This window comes from Brachybacterium sp. EE-P12 (assembly GCF_003711805.1).
Taxonomy (GTDB): Bacteria; Actinomycetota; Actinomycetes; order Actinomycetales; family Dermabacteraceae; genus Brachybacterium.
Window position 1 is genome coordinate 26,419 of record NZ_QXCP01000005.1, and the last position, 12,771, is coordinate 39,189.

Below are 12,771 nucleotides of genomic sequence, written 5' to 3' on the forward strand. Positions count from 1 at the left end.
CGGCGGCCTCGCCGCGGACGGGGGAACGCTCCTCGCTCAGGCACGGATCGGGTGCTCGATCTCCTCGGCGGCACGGTCCTCCTCCTCGGCCTCGACGGCGGGGCGCATGAGGATCAGCAGCGAGTGCCCGGGCCGCACGATCGACTCGCCGGCCTCGACCACGGTGCTGACATCGATCGTGTCGCCCGTTCCGAGCACGACCTCCCAGGCCTGCCCGTACTCCGTGCCGGGCAGCACGAACTCCACCCCGTTGCCGGAGGCGTTGAACATCACCAGTGAGGAGTCGTCCACGATCCGCTCCCCGCGGCTGGTCGGCTCGGGGATCGCCGAGCCGTTGAGGAACATGGTCAGGCACTTGTTCTCCGGGTCCTCCCACTCCTCCTCGGTCATGGGGGCGCCGTCGGTGGCGAGCCATTCGACGTCCTTGAGCACGGAGCCGGAGTCCTCCCGCACGACGCCCTGCAGGAAGCGGCGGCGGCGGAAGATCGGGTGCTCGTGGCGCAGCGCGATCATGCGCCGGGTGAACCAGAGCATCTCCTCCTGGTGCTCGTCCAGGTCCCAGTCCACCCAGGAGAGCTCGTCGTCCTGGCAGTAGGTGTTGTTGTTGCCCTGCTGGGTACGGCCCATCTCGTCGCCGTGCAGGATCATCGGCACGCCCTGGCTGAGCAGCAACGTGGCCATGAGGTTCTTCGCCCGACGCTTGCGCAGCGCGAGCACGCCCGGGTCGTCGGTCTCCCCCTCGACGCCCGAGTTCCAGGAGCGGTTGTGGCTCTCGCCGTCCGTGCCGCCCTCGAGGTTCGCCTCGTTGCGGCGCTCGTTGTAGGAGACCAGGTCCCGCAGCGTGAAGCCGTCGTGGGCGGTGACGAAGTTGATCGAGGCGATCGGCGTGCGGCCGGTGTGCTGGTAGAGGTCCGAGCTGCCGGCCAGGCGCGAGGTGAAGTCGCCGACGGTCCCGGGCTCGGAGCGGTGGAAGTCCCGCACGGTGTCGCGATAGCGGCCGTTCCACTCCGACCACAGCGGCGGGAAGCCGCCCACCTGGTAGCCGCCCTCGCCGAGGTCCCACGGCTCGGCGATGAGCTTGACCTGGGAGATGATCGGGTCCTGCTGGATGATGTCGAAGAAGGCGGAGAGGCGGTCCACCTCGTGCAGCTCGCGCGCGAGAGTGGAGGCGAGGTCGAAGCGGAAGCCGTCCACGTGCATCTCGGTGACCCAGTAGCGCAGCGAGTCCATGATCAGCTGGAGCACGTGCGGGGTGCGCATCAGCAGCGAGTTCCCGGTGCCGGTGGTGTCGTAGTAGTGCGCCTCGTCGCCCTCGACCAGGCGGTAGTAGGAACTGTTGTCGATGCCGCGGAAGCACAGCGTGGGACCGAGGTGATTGCCTTCCGCGGTGTGGTTGTAGACCACGTCGAGGATCACCTCGATGTCGGCCTCGTGGAGGTTCTTGACCATCTGCTTGAACTCCTGGACCTGCTGGCCCAGCTCGCCCGCGTAGGAGTACTCGTTGTGCGGGGCGAAGAACCCGATCGTGTTGTACCCCCAGTAGTTGCGCAGGCCCTTCTCGACGAGGTGGCCGTCCTGCACGAACTGGTGCACGGGCATGAGCTCCACCGCGGTGACCCCGAGCTGCTGGAGATGCTCGATCACGGCCGGATGCCCCATCGCGACGTAGGTGCCGCGGATGTTCTCGTCGATCTCCGGGTGCAGCATCGTCAGGCCCTTGACGTGCGCCTCGTAGATCACGGTGTCGTGGTACTCGTGGGCCGGGGGATGGTCGTTGCCCCAGTCGAAGAAGGGGGAGACCACCACGGAGTGCATGGTGTGGGCGGCGGAGTCCTCCGTGTTGCGCTCGGACGGATCCTCGAAGTCGTAGCTGTAGAGCGAGGGATGGTTGCTCGCCATCCCCGCGATCGCCTTGGCGTAGGGGTCCAGCAGCAGCTTCGAGGGATCGCAGCGCAGACCCGAGGCCGGATCGAAGGGCCCGTGCACGCGATAGCCGTAGCGCTGACCGGGCTGGACCGCGGGGAGGTAGACGTGCCAGACGTAGGCGTCGACCTCGGTGACCTCGACCCGCCGCTCCGTGCCGTCCTCGTCGATCAGGCACAGCTCCACCCGCTCCGCCGCCTCGGAGAAGAGCGCGAAGTTCGTGCCCGAGCCGTCGAAGGTGGCGCCGAGCGGATACGACTGACCTGTCCAGATCTGCATGGCCCCACACTAGTGCGCGGGCGGCGGACGGGCCCTGGCTCGTGCAGGGCACGGAGGCGGGGCGCGGCGGTGGAGCTCGGCCTGCGGGGTCGGCGGCCGGCGGCGGAGCGCCGGGGACGACGAAGGCCCCGGCCGGAGCCGGGGCCTTGTGTGGTGGGCGATACTGGGTTCGAACCAGTGACCTCTTCCGTGTCAGGGAAGCGCGCTACCGCTGCGCCAATCGCCCGTCGCGCCGGAGGCGCGGGGGAGGGATGGAGCGGACGACCGGATTCGAACCGGCGACCCTCACCTTGGCAAGGTGATGCTCTACCAACTGAGCTACGTCCGCACATCGGCCAGGCCGACGAGGAGTCACTCTAGGGGCGACCGGCCGCTCGGCGCAAACCGGGAAGCCCCTCAGTGTCCGAGGTCACGGCGGGAATGCCGTCCAGGCGGCACGGCGCCGCGGAGGGGGATCAGCGGGATGCAGGTCACACCCGCATGTGGCGCGAGCACCCCGAGACAGCGTGTAGGCTTCTACGAGTCCGATCGAGAGAGCGGACGGCACCTCAGGGCGATTGGCGCAGGGGTAGCGCGCTTCCTTCACACGGAAGAGGTCACTGGTTCGATCCCAGTATCGCCCACGGCAGGATCCTTGGATCCCTGTCCTGCGGACGTAGCTCAGCTGGTAGAGCATCACCTTGCCAAGGTGAGGGTCGCCGGTTCGAATCCGGTCGTCCGCTCCGGGGGGACGGCGCTCCCGACATCACGTCGGGAGCGCTGTTCCGTATGATGCGAGAGCATCACCCGGTGGGTTGGCCGAGAGGCGAGGCAACGGCCTGCAAAGCCGTGTACACGGGTTCGAATCCCGTACCCACCTCGAACGGCACCCTCGGGTGTCGCCCCGGGCGATTGGCGCAGCGGTAGCGCGCTTCCCTGACACGGAAGAGGTCACTGGTTCGAACCCAGTATCGCCCACCATCGCGGAAGGGCCCCGGTCTTCGGACCGGGGCCCTTCGCCATGCCGTCCTGCCGCGGTGCGCCATCCCGGCCCGGGGTGCGACGAGAGCCCCTGCCGTCGGCAGGGGCTCTCGGGGGTCGGTCGCGAGGAGCTCGCGCCGGGCGTCAGCCGCGGGAGCCGGAGCCCTCGTCGTCGGCCGGGCTCCCGCCCGCCCCGGCCGCCGGGGCGGCCGACCCCTCGGAGGAGGCGGCGGCGTCGCCGCGGCGGCGCGCCTTGTCCGCCGCCATCTTCTCGGCATCGGCGGCCGAGACCTCGACCACGGCCTCCACGGTGCGCAGCTCGAAGGCCTCGCCGTCGTGGCGGTCGACCGCCGAGTCCACCGCCTCCTCCAGCACGTGGCGCGCCAGACGGTTGCGGATGATCAGCGGGTCCTTCGAGAGGTCCTTCCAGATCGCCACGCACAGCAGGAGCATGACGAGCACGAACGGCAGGGAGGAGACGATCGTGATGTTCTGCAGGCCGTTGAGCGCCGCGGTGCGATCGCTCCCGCCGGCCAGCAGCATGATCGCCGCGACCGCACCGGTGGCCACGCCCCAGAAGATCACGGAGCGACGGCTCGGCTCCTCCGCGCCGTGCTCGGACAGGCCGCCCATGACGATCGAGGCGGAGTCCGCGCCGGTGACGAAGAAGATCGCGACCAGCACCACCGACAGGGCGATGAGGACCATCGCGATCACGCCGCCCACGGGCAGGGACTGGAGCAGCTCGAACAGGATCGAGTCGGTGACGATGTCCGGGACCCCGTCGACCAGCTGAGCGAGCATGCCGCCGGTGTCCTGCGCGCGCTCGGCGCGCTCCTGGAGGCCGATCGCCCCGCCGCCGAAGACGGAGAACCACAGCAGCGAGACCACCGAGGGGACCAGCAGCACGCCGACCACGAACTGACGGATCGTGCGGCCGCGGGAGATCCTGCCGATGAACAGGCCCACGAAGGGCGACCAGGAGACCCACCACGCCCAGTAGAAGATCGTGTAGGAGCTCATCCACTCGGCGAGCGACTCGTCGCCGGAGGAAGCGGTGCGCGAGGCCATCTGCGGCAGGTCCGCGATGAATCCGCCCACCGCGTTGGGGATGATGTTGAGGATGAACAGAGTCGGTCCGCCGATGAAGACGATCACCGCGAGCACCACCGCGAGCACCATGTTGATGTTCGAGAGGTACTGGATGCCGCGCTCGATCCCGGAGACGGCCGAGGCGACGAAGCACGCGGTCAGGAACGCGATGATCAGCACCAGGACGGGGGAGGTGACGTCCTCCATCAGCCCGGAGGAGGTGAAGCCGCCGCCGATCTGCAGGGCGCCCAGGCCCAGCGAGCACGCCGAGCCGAACAGGGTCGCCAGGATCGCCAGGATGTTGATGACCTTGCCGCCGGCACCGCGCGTCGCCCGCTCCCCGAACAGGGGGGTGAACATCGAGGAGAACAGCTGGGAGCGTCCCAGCCGGTAGGTGCCGTAGGCCATGCCCAGGCCCACGATCGCGTACATCGCCCACGGGTAGAGGGTCCAGTGGAACAGCGCGGTGCCCATCGCCGTGGTCGCGGCCTCGGGCGTCTGGCCCTCGACGGTGCCGGGCGGCGGGGACATGTAGAAGTACAGCGGCTCGGCCACGCCGTTGAACATCAGGCCGATGCCCATGCCGGTGGCGAACATCATCGAGATCCACGAGGCGGTGCGGAACTGCGGGGTCTCCCCGTCCTTGCCCAGCGGGATCCGGCCGAACCGGCTGAACGCCACGACGAGCACGAAGAGCGTGAAGACCGTGGCGGCGATGACGTAGAGCCAGCTGAAGTTCTCCAGCACGCCGCCGAGGGCCTTCTCCGCCACGGTGCCGAGCGAGCTCGCGGAGACGATGCCCCACACGATGAAGCCCAGAGCGATGGCGCCGGCGCTGCCGAACACCACCCAGTCGGTCCCCGGGGAGGTCTGGGTCCCGCGTCGGCGTCGGGGTCGCGCTCTGCGGAGGTCGTGGACCAGATCCTTGGTGGTCTGAGTGTTCTGGCTCATGATGACGCCCCGGCGCACCGAGGACGGTGGGAGGAGGGGGCGCTCTCCTTTCGGGAAGGGGACGAGAACGAGCTCACGATACGCCGGATCCAGGCCTCCGGTCGTCCGACGATCGGGCGTACGTGCGTCCGGGGGCCGGGATGTCGGCGAGATGTGCACGGCGCCGCCCCTCCCGGCAGGTCCGGGGGGCTGTGCGCCGTCCCGTCACCGCTCGGGCTCCCCGTACCATTCTCCGTGGAGCCGGCATCGTCGGCCGGCTCGACCCGAGAACGAAGGAGCACCCCCGTGGCCCAGATCGCCATCACCCTCGACGGAATCTCTCAGCACCTCGAGGAGGGCACCACGGGCACCGCGCTCTTCGAGCAGGCCCCCTCCGTCGTCGCCCTGCGCATCGACGGGGAGCTGCGCGACCTCGCGACCGTGCTCGAGGACGGCCAGAGCGTCGAGGGCGTGGACATCTCCAGCCCCGACGGGCTCTCGATCCTGCGCCACAGCGCCGCTCACGTGCTCGCCCAGGCCGTGCAGAGGACGAACCCCGACGCGAAGCTCGGGATCGGCCCGCCCATCACCGACGGCTTCTACTACGACTTCGACGTCGCCGAGCCCTTCACCCCCGAGTCGCTCAAGGCGCTCGAGAAGGAGATGACCCGGATCGTGAAGTCCGGGCAGCGCTTCGTGCGGCGCGAGATCACCGACGACGCCGCGCGGGCCGAGGAGGCCTCCGAGCCGTACAAGCTCGAGCTCATCGGCCTGAAGTCCTCGGCGGGAGATGCCGCCGAGGGGGCGAGCGTCGAGGTGGGCGAGGGCGGCCTGACCATGTACGACAACGTGGACAAGAAGGGCGAGGTGGTCTGGACCGACCTCTGCCGCGGCCCCCACCTGCCCTCGACCAGGCTCATCGGCAACGGCTTCGCGCTGACCCGCTCCGCCGCCGCCTACTGGCGCGGCAGCGAGAAGAACCCGATGCTGCAGCGCGTCTACGGCACCGCCTGGCCCTCCAAGGAGGAGCTGCGCGCGCATCAGGAGCGGATCGCAGAGGCCGAGCGCCGCGACCACCGACGCCTCGGCAGCGAGCTGGACCTGTTCTCGTTCCCCGACGAGATCGGCTCCGGCCTGCCCGTCTTCCATCCCAAGGGCGCGATGATCCGGATGGAGATGGAGGACTACTCGAGGCGCCGTCACGTCGAGGCCGGCTACTCCTTCGTCTCCACCCCTCACATCACGAAGAAGAACCTCTTCGAGACCTCTCGACACCTGGAGTGGTACGCCGAGGGCATGTACCCGCCCATGCACATGGACGAGGAGGTCGACGACGACGGCAACGTCACCAAGCAGGGCCAGGACTACTACCTCAAGCCCATGAACTGCCCGATGCACAACCTCGTCTACCGCTCACGCGGCCGCTCCTATCGGGAGCTCCCCCTGCGGCTGTTCGAGTTCGGGCACGTCTACCGCTACGAGAAGTCGGGTGTGGTGCACGGGCTCACCCGGGCGCGCGGCTTCACCCAGGACGACGCGCACATCTACACCACCCGCGAGCAGATGAAGGAGGAGCTCGCGAGCCTGCTGCAGTTCGTCCTGGACCTCCTGCGCGACTACGGGCTCGACGACTTCTACCTCGAGCTGTCCACCCGCGACCCGGAGAAGTCCGTGGGCGACGACGCGGCCTGGGAGGAGGCCACGGCCACCCTCGAGGAGGTCGCGGCCTCCTCGGGGCTCGAGCTCGTCCCGGATCCGGGCGGCGCCGCCTTCTACGGCCCCAAGATCTCAGTCCAGGCCAAGGACGCGATCGGGCGCACCTGGCAGCTCTCGACCATCCAGCTCGACTTCTTCGAGCCCGAGCTCTTCGAGCTCGAGTACACCGCCCCCGACGGCTCCCGGCAGCGGCCGGTCATGATCCACCGGGCCCTGTTCGGCTCGATCGAGCGCTTCTTCGGCGTGCTGCTCGAGCACTACGCCGGCGCCTTCCCGGTCTGGCTCGCGCCGGTCCAGGTCGTCGCGGTCCCGGTCGCCGCCGAGTACGTGCCCTATCTCGAGCAGGTCGCGGCGAAGCTGCGCGCCCGCGGTGTGCGGGTCGAGGTGGACGCCTCCGACGACCGCATGCAGAAGAAGATCCGCACCCACACCAAGGAGAAGGTGCCCTATCTCCTCATCGCCGGCGGCGAGGACCAGGCGGCCGGCGCGGTCTCCTTCCGGATGCGCGACGGCAGCCAGGACAACGGCATCGACGTCGACGTGGCCGTGGAGCGGATCGTCACCGCCATCGCGGACAAGGTGCAGGTGTGAGCTCGCAGGAGGAGCAGGGCGCCTCGCGTCCGGTCCTCGAGGACGCCCGCGACTTCGCGGGCGTCCCCGACGACACCGAGCGACTGTGGACCCCGCACCGGATGGCGTACATCGGCGGCGAGAACAAGCCCGTCGACCCGCACGACGGGGAGCAGTGCCCCTTCTGCGCCGGCCCGCGCCGCAGCGACGAGGACGCCCTGATCGTCCACCGGGGCCGCACCGCCTACGCGATCCTGAACCTCTACCCCTACAACGCCGGCCACCTGCTGGTGTGCCCGTATCGGCACGTCTCGGACTACACGGAGCTGACGGAGGAGGAGGTGGCGGAGGTCGCCGAGATCACCCGCACCGCCATGCGCGTGATCCGGGAGGTCTCCGCCCCGGCCGGCTTCAACCTGGGCATGAACCAGGGAGAGGTCGCCGGCGCCGGGATCGCCGCGCACCTGCACCAGCACGTGGTGCCGCGCTGGGCGGGGGATGCGAACTTCCTGCCGATCGTCGCCCGCACCAAGGCCGTGCCGATCCTGCTGGCGGACACCCGCCGGCTCTACGCCGAGGCGTGGCCCGGCACCGGACGGCCCTGAGCTAGCATGACCGGCGACGTCCAGGGGAAAGGACCGCGGTCCGGGCGCGGCCCCGCGAGGTCAGCGCACCGGGGGAGAGGCAGGGCCAGGCAGTGACCAGCTCGACCGGCGCCCCGACGCGCTCCGCGGATACCCCTCGCACCGCGGGCGGTGCGGACTACGGCTACGACATCGCACGGGTGGACCCGCGCGCGCCCGGACGCCTCGGCCCCGGGCACCGCCCGACGGGCCGGCCCCGACGGCGGTGGCTGCGATGGCTGCTGCTGGGGCTGTCCGTGCTGGCGCTGATCGCCTCGCTGATCGTGCTCTACGTCTTCGTGATCCTCCCGCTCGGCTTCGGGACCTCCCTGGTCGCCTTCACCGCGGCGCTGGTCCCGGTCGCACTCGTCTTCACCGCGGTGTGGTGGCTGGACCGGTACACGCCCCAGCCCCGCCTCTCCCTCGTCTACGCCTTCGCCTGGGGCGCGATCGGCTCGGTGCTGCTGTCGCTGTTCTTCGGCGGGTTCTTCGACGCCTGGATCTCCCCGCAGGACGAGACCGAGCTGATCGACTCCTTCCTCGGCGCCGCGGTGCAGGCCCCGATCGTCGAGGAGACGATGAAGTCCGCGGGCCTGTTCGGGCTGCTCGTGTGGGGCAGGCGCTACATCTCCGGCCCGCTGGACGGGGTGGTCTACGCCGCCCTGATCGCCGGAGGGTTCGCCTTCACCGAGAACATCCTCTACTTCAGCAACTCCTTCCACCAGGCGCAGGCCGCCGGATCGGTCGACGCCTTCTGGCAGACGTTCTTCCTGCGCGGGGTGCTCTCCCCGTTCGCCCACGTCTCCTTCACCTCGCTGTGCGGGCTCGGGATCGGGCTGGCCGCCGAGCGGCGCTCGCTGATGCTCTACTTCGGCCTGGGGCTCGGCGGTCTCTCGCTCGGCATGGTGCTGCATGCGCTGTGGAACGGCTCGGCCTTCTTCCTCCCCGTGGATCCGGAGGCGCCGCTGGCCGGCTTCCTGCGCTACTACGTGAGCGTGCAGGTGCCGATCTTCCTGCTGCTGGTGGGGATCGTGCTCTTCCTGCGGCTGCGCGAGAAGCGGATCCTGCGCCGCCAGCTCGCCGAGTACGGCAGGGCCGGCTGGTTCTCGCCCGACGAGGTGCGGATGCTGGTCTCCATGCGCCGTCGACGGCGTGCGGAGGCATGGGCCGGGCGCCACGGCGCCGTGGCGAGGATGGGGATGCACGACCTGATCCGGGCGGCCGTGTCGCTGGGCATGGAGCGGCACAGCGTGCTGTTCGCCCGGCCGACGGCGAGGACCCGCGCCCGCGAGCGGGAGCTGCTCGAGCGGATCACCGCGGACCGTCGTCTGATCGGGGCTCTGACCGCGCCCGTCGTGCGCGGCTGAGGGCTCCTCGCGCGTGCCACTAGGATGGGGCGGCGATCCGCCCTCCCAGGCGGACGATCGGAAGGAGAGAGATGGCCGGGCATTCCAAGTGGGCGACCACCAAGCACAAGAAGGCTGCCCTCGATGCCAAGCGGGGCAAGCTGTTCGCCAAGCTGGTGAAGAACATCGAGGTCGCGGCGCGCATGGGCGGTCCTGACCCGGCCGGCAACCCGACCCTCTACGACGCCATCCAGAAGGCGAAGAAGACCTCCGTCCCCAATGACAACATCGACCGCGCGGTCAAGCGCGGCGGCGGCCTCGACGGCGGCGGCGTCGACTACGAGACGCTGATGTACGAGGGCTACGCGCCGGGCGGCGTCGCGGTGCTGGTCGAGTGCCTCACCGACAACAAGAACCGGGCCGTCTCCGAGGTGCGCCTGGCCTTCAACCGCAACGGCGGGAACATGGCCGACTCGGGCTCGGTCTCCTACCTCTTCGAGCGCCGCGGCGTGGTCACGGTCGCGAAGGGCGAGCACACCGAGGACGACCTGCTCGAGGTGGTCCTCGATGCCGGGGCGGAGGAGATCAACGACGAGGGCGAGGCCTTCGAGATCCTCTCCGAGGCCACCGACGTGGTGGCGGTACGTTCGGCGCTCCAGGAGGCCGGGATCGACTACGAGAGCGCCGAGGCGCAGTTCGTGCCGACGATGCGCACGCCCGTGGACCTCGAGGGCGCGCAGAAGGCGCTTCGCCTCATCGACGCCCTCGAGGACAGCGACGACGTCCAGGCGGTGTACTCGAACCTCGACATCCCCGACGAGGTCGCGGCCCAGCTGGGCGAGGACGAGTGAGCGGACGGGACGGCGCGGTGATCGCCGGTGCGAGCGCGCTGTCCCGTCGCGCCCGCGCGCACGCGAGGCGGGGATGACCACGCTGCGCGTGCTCGGCATCGACCCGGGCCTGACCCGCTGCGGCATCGGCGTGGTCGACGCCCTGGGCGGGCGTCGGGCCCGGCTGGTCCACGCCGGCGTGATCCGCTCCGCCTCCGAGGCCCCGCTCGAGCGGCGGCTGCTCGTGATCGCTCACGGCCTGCGCGCCGCGCTCGAGGAGTTCGGGCCCGACGCCGTGGCCGTCGAGCGCGTGTTCAGCCAGGCCAACACCTCCACCGTGATCGGCACTGCGCAGGTCTCCGGGATCGCGCTGCTCGAGGCGCACGAGCGGGGGATCCCCGTCGCGCTGCACACCCCCTCCGAGGTGAAGGCCGCCGTGACCGGCAGCGGCCGCGCCGACAAGAAGCAGATCCAGACGGTCCTGACGAAGCTGCTCGGGCTCGATGCGCCTCCGCAGCCCGCCGACGCCGCCGACGCCGTCGCGATCGCGCTGACCCAGCTGTGGCGCGGCGGCGGGCCGGTCGCCCTGGATCGCAGCGGCGGGGCGCGCACGAGCGCCCAGGCCGTGTGGGCCGAGGCCGAGCGCAGGGCCCGACGCGCCCGGGAACGCTCGACCTCCCGCCAGTGATCGAACAGGTGTTCTAGGGTGGTCCCGTGATCGCATCCCTGACCGGGCGGGTCGTCCGCCTCGACCTCGACGCCCTCGTGCTCGAGGTGGCCGGCATCGGCTATCTCGTGCGCACCACGCCGCAGGCCCTGGCCGCCACTCGCCACGGGGCCGAGCTCACCCTGCACACCGAGCTCGTCGTCCGCGAGGACTCCCTGACCCTGTACGGCTTCCCCGAGCCGGAGGAGGCGGAGACCTTCCGCATCGTGCAGTCCGTCTCCGGGATCGGACCGCGCACCGCCCTCGCCGTGCTCGCCGTGCTCGCTCCCGAGGAGCTGCGTCGCGCCGTCGCGGAGCAGGACACGAAGACCATCACCCGCACCCCGGGCATCGGTCCGAAGGTCGCCGGACGGATGCTCCTGGAGCTCGGAGGGAAGCTGCCTGCCCCGTCCGCGCCCGCGACCCCGGCGCCTGACGTCGCCCCGACGGCGGGCGGCCCCGACGCCGACGTGGTGGAGGCGCTCGTCGGACTGGGCTGGGCGGAGAAGGCCGCTCGCGGCGCCGTCGAGTCCGCCCGGACGGAGGGCGGGGAGCAGCTCGACGCGGCCACGCTGCTGCGCACCGCGCTGCGCGGCCTCGGGGGTCACCGGTGACCGGAAACGGCGTCGGCCCCTCGGGCGCAGTCGGCACCGAGGGGGCAGCGGAAGGGCCCGGGGCGGTGACGAGCCCCGAGTCGATGCCGCCCGAGCGCACCGCCGAGGCGGCCCTGCGCCCGCGTCGGCTCGAGGAGTTCGTGGGTCAGCAGGTGGTCCGGGACCAGCTCTCGCTCGTGCTCGACGCCGCCGCCGCACGCGGCGGAGCACCCGAGCACATGCTGCTCTCCGGCCCGCCCGGCCTCGGCAAGACCACGCTCGCGATGATCATCGCCGCGGAGCTGTCGGCCCCGCTGCGGATCACCTCGGGGCCCGCGATCCAGCACGCCGGCGATCTCGCCGCGATCCTCTCCTCGCTCGACGAGGGCGAGGTGCTCTTCCTCGACGAGATCCACCGCCTGGCCCGTCCCGCCGAGGAGATGCTCTACATCGCGATGGAGGACTTCCGGGTCGACGTCGTGGTCGGCAAGGGTGTCGGCGCCACGTCGATCCCGCTGGACCTGCCGCCCTTCACCGTCGTCGGCGCGACCACCCGTGCGGGTCTGCTGCCCGCCCCGCTGCGGGACCGCTTCGGATTCATCGGCCATCTGGACTTCTACGGCGCCGAGGAGCTGCGCGAGGTCGTGCGCCGCTCCGCCGTGCGGCTCGAGGTCGAGCTCGAGGACCGGGCCGCGGAGGAGATCGCCTCCCGCTCGCGCGGCACGCCCCGGATCGCGAACCGGCTGCTGCGCCGCGTACGGGACTGGGCGCAGGTGCGGGGCAGCGGCGCTCTCGATCTCGGTGCCGCCAAGGAGGCGCTGCGGGTCTACGAGGTCGACGAGCGGGGCCTGGACCGGCTGGACCGCGCGGTGCTGAACGCGCTGTGCGGCCGCTTCGCGGGAGGGCCCGTCGGCCTGTCCACCCTCGCCGTCGCGGTGGGGGAGGAGACCGAGACGGTCGAGACGATGGTCGAGCCGTATCTCGTGCGCGAGGGCTTCCTGCTGCGGACCCCTCGCGGGCGCGCCGCCGCCCCAGCGGCCTGGGAGCACCTCGGCCTCACCCCGCCCGAGGGACCGGAGGGCACCGCGCCGATGCTCGGCCGCTTCTGATCCCGGGGGCCTGACCCCGGGTGCGCTGTGCACCACCCCTGGGAGGCGTGCGGAGGGTCGGCGGGTACAGTAGGGCGGTCAGTCGCCCGCGGCA

9 protein-coding genes and 6 tRNA genes are annotated in these 12,771 nt (G+C 70.9%); 11 read left to right on the plus strand and 4 right to left on the minus strand.

What is annotated here, in order from left to right:
- Nucleotides 1-36 precede the first annotated feature (36 nt).
- The 3 genes from glgX to D1648_RS07700 all read right to left on the minus strand — a co-directional run bounded on the left by glgX (nucleotide 37) and on the right by D1648_RS07700 (nucleotide 2,530).
- The gene (gene glgX / locus D1648_RS07690; protein ID WP_122940385.1) at nucleotides 37-2,202 is read right to left on the minus strand and encodes a glycogen debranching protein GlgX; all 2,166 of its coding nucleotides are present in this window, start codon (nucleotides 2,200-2,202) and stop codon (nucleotides 37-39) included.
- 151 nt (nucleotides 2,203-2,353) lie between these two features.
- A tRNA-Val gene (locus D1648_RS07695) sits at nucleotides 2,354-2,428 on the minus strand.
- 26 nt (nucleotides 2,429-2,454) lie between these two features.
- Nucleotides 2,455-2,530 (minus strand) — tRNA-Gly (locus tag D1648_RS07700).
- 223 nt (nucleotides 2,531-2,753) lie between these two features.
- Here D1648_RS07700 and D1648_RS07705 point away from each other — a divergent pair.
- The 4 genes from D1648_RS07705 to D1648_RS07720 all read left to right on the plus strand — a co-directional run bounded on the left by D1648_RS07705 (nucleotide 2,754) and on the right by D1648_RS07720 (nucleotide 3,162).
- A tRNA-Val gene (locus tag D1648_RS07705) sits at nucleotides 2,754-2,825 on the plus strand.
- A gap of 26 nt (nucleotides 2,826-2,851) precedes the next feature.
- Nucleotides 2,852-2,924, plus strand: a tRNA-Gly gene (locus D1648_RS07710).
- Between the two features lie 66 nt (nucleotides 2,925-2,990).
- Nucleotides 2,991-3,061, plus strand: a tRNA-Cys gene (locus D1648_RS07715).
- A 26-nt stretch (nucleotides 3,062-3,087) separates the two neighbouring features.
- Nucleotides 3,088-3,162 (plus strand) — tRNA-Val (locus D1648_RS07720).
- A gap of 144 nt (nucleotides 3,163-3,306) precedes the next feature.
- On the opposite strand, the gene D1648_RS07725 is transcribed toward D1648_RS07720, so the two are convergent.
- The gene (locus D1648_RS07725) at nucleotides 3,307-5,205 is read right to left on the minus strand and encodes a BCCT family transporter (RefSeq protein WP_122941068.1); all 1,899 of its coding nucleotides are present in this window, start codon (nucleotides 5,203-5,205) and stop codon (nucleotides 3,307-3,309) included.
- Nucleotides 5,206-5,490: 285 nt separating this feature from the next.
- On the opposite strand from D1648_RS07725, the gene thrS reads away from it, so the two are divergent.
- The 7 genes from thrS (at nucleotide 5,491) to ruvB (ending at nucleotide 12,677) form a co-directional block, all read left to right on the plus strand.
- On the plus strand, nucleotides 5,491-7,491 hold the full coding sequence (thrS, locus tag D1648_RS07730; protein ID WP_122940387.1) for a threonine--tRNA ligase: 2,001 nt from the start codon (nucleotides 5,491-5,493) through the stop codon (nucleotides 7,489-7,491).
- Nucleotides 7,488-8,075, plus strand: coding sequence for an HIT domain-containing protein (locus tag D1648_RS07735; RefSeq protein WP_122940389.1), 588 nt, complete (start codon nucleotides 7,488-7,490; stop codon nucleotides 8,073-8,075). Before thrS ends, D1648_RS07735 begins: the two co-directional genes overlap by 4 nt.
- A gap of 92 nt (nucleotides 8,076-8,167) precedes the next feature.
- Nucleotides 8,168-9,460 carry a PrsW family intramembrane metalloprotease gene (locus D1648_RS07740; protein WP_122940391.1) on the plus strand — a complete coding sequence of 431 codons (1,293 nt, stop codon included), beginning with the start codon at nucleotides 8,168-8,170 and terminating at the stop codon, nucleotides 9,458-9,460.
- Nucleotides 9,461-9,531: 71 nt separating this feature from the next.
- Nucleotides 9,532-10,290: a YebC/PmpR family DNA-binding transcriptional regulator gene (locus tag D1648_RS07745; RefSeq protein ID WP_122940393.1), complete on the plus strand. Its 759-nt coding sequence runs from the start codon at nucleotides 9,532-9,534 to the stop codon at nucleotides 10,288-10,290.
- Nucleotides 10,291-10,363: 73 nt separating this feature from the next.
- Nucleotides 10,364-10,957, plus strand: coding sequence for a crossover junction endodeoxyribonuclease RuvC (ruvC, locus tag D1648_RS07750; protein ID WP_122940396.1), 594 nt, complete (start codon nucleotides 10,364-10,366; stop codon nucleotides 10,955-10,957).
- Nucleotides 10,958-10,983: 26 nt separating this feature from the next.
- On the plus strand, nucleotides 10,984-11,589 hold the full coding sequence (gene ruvA, locus D1648_RS07755; RefSeq protein ID WP_122940398.1) for a Holliday junction branch migration protein RuvA: 606 nt from the start codon (nucleotides 10,984-10,986) through the stop codon (nucleotides 11,587-11,589).
- An 83-nt stretch (nucleotides 11,590-11,672) separates the two neighbouring features.
- Nucleotides 11,673-12,677: a Holliday junction branch migration DNA helicase RuvB gene (ruvB, locus tag D1648_RS07760; protein WP_122940400.1), complete on the plus strand. Its 1,005-nt coding sequence runs from the start codon at nucleotides 11,673-11,675 to the stop codon at nucleotides 12,675-12,677.
- Nucleotides 12,678-12,771 lie beyond the last annotated feature (94 nt).

Bases quoted from the DNA above. Each gene is read 5' to 3' on its own strand.
- glgX (WP_122940385.1), bottom strand. From the start codon at position 2,202: ATGCAGATCTGGACAGGTCAGTCGTATCCGCTCGGCGCCACCTTCGAC.
- D1648_RS07725 (WP_122941068.1), bottom strand. From the start codon at position 5,205: ATGAGCCAGAACACTCAGACCACCAAGGATCTGGTCCACGACCTCCGC.
- D1648_RS07745 (WP_122940393.1), top strand. From the start codon at position 9,532: ATGGCCGGGCATTCCAAGTGGGCGACCACCAAGCACAAGAAGGCTGCC.
- ruvC (WP_122940396.1), top strand. From the start codon at position 10,364: ATGACCACGCTGCGCGTGCTCGGCATCGACCCGGGCCTGACCCGCTGC.
- ruvB (WP_122940400.1), top strand. From the start codon at position 11,673: ATGCCGCCCGAGCGCACCGCCGAGGCGGCCCTGCGCCCGCGTCGGCTC.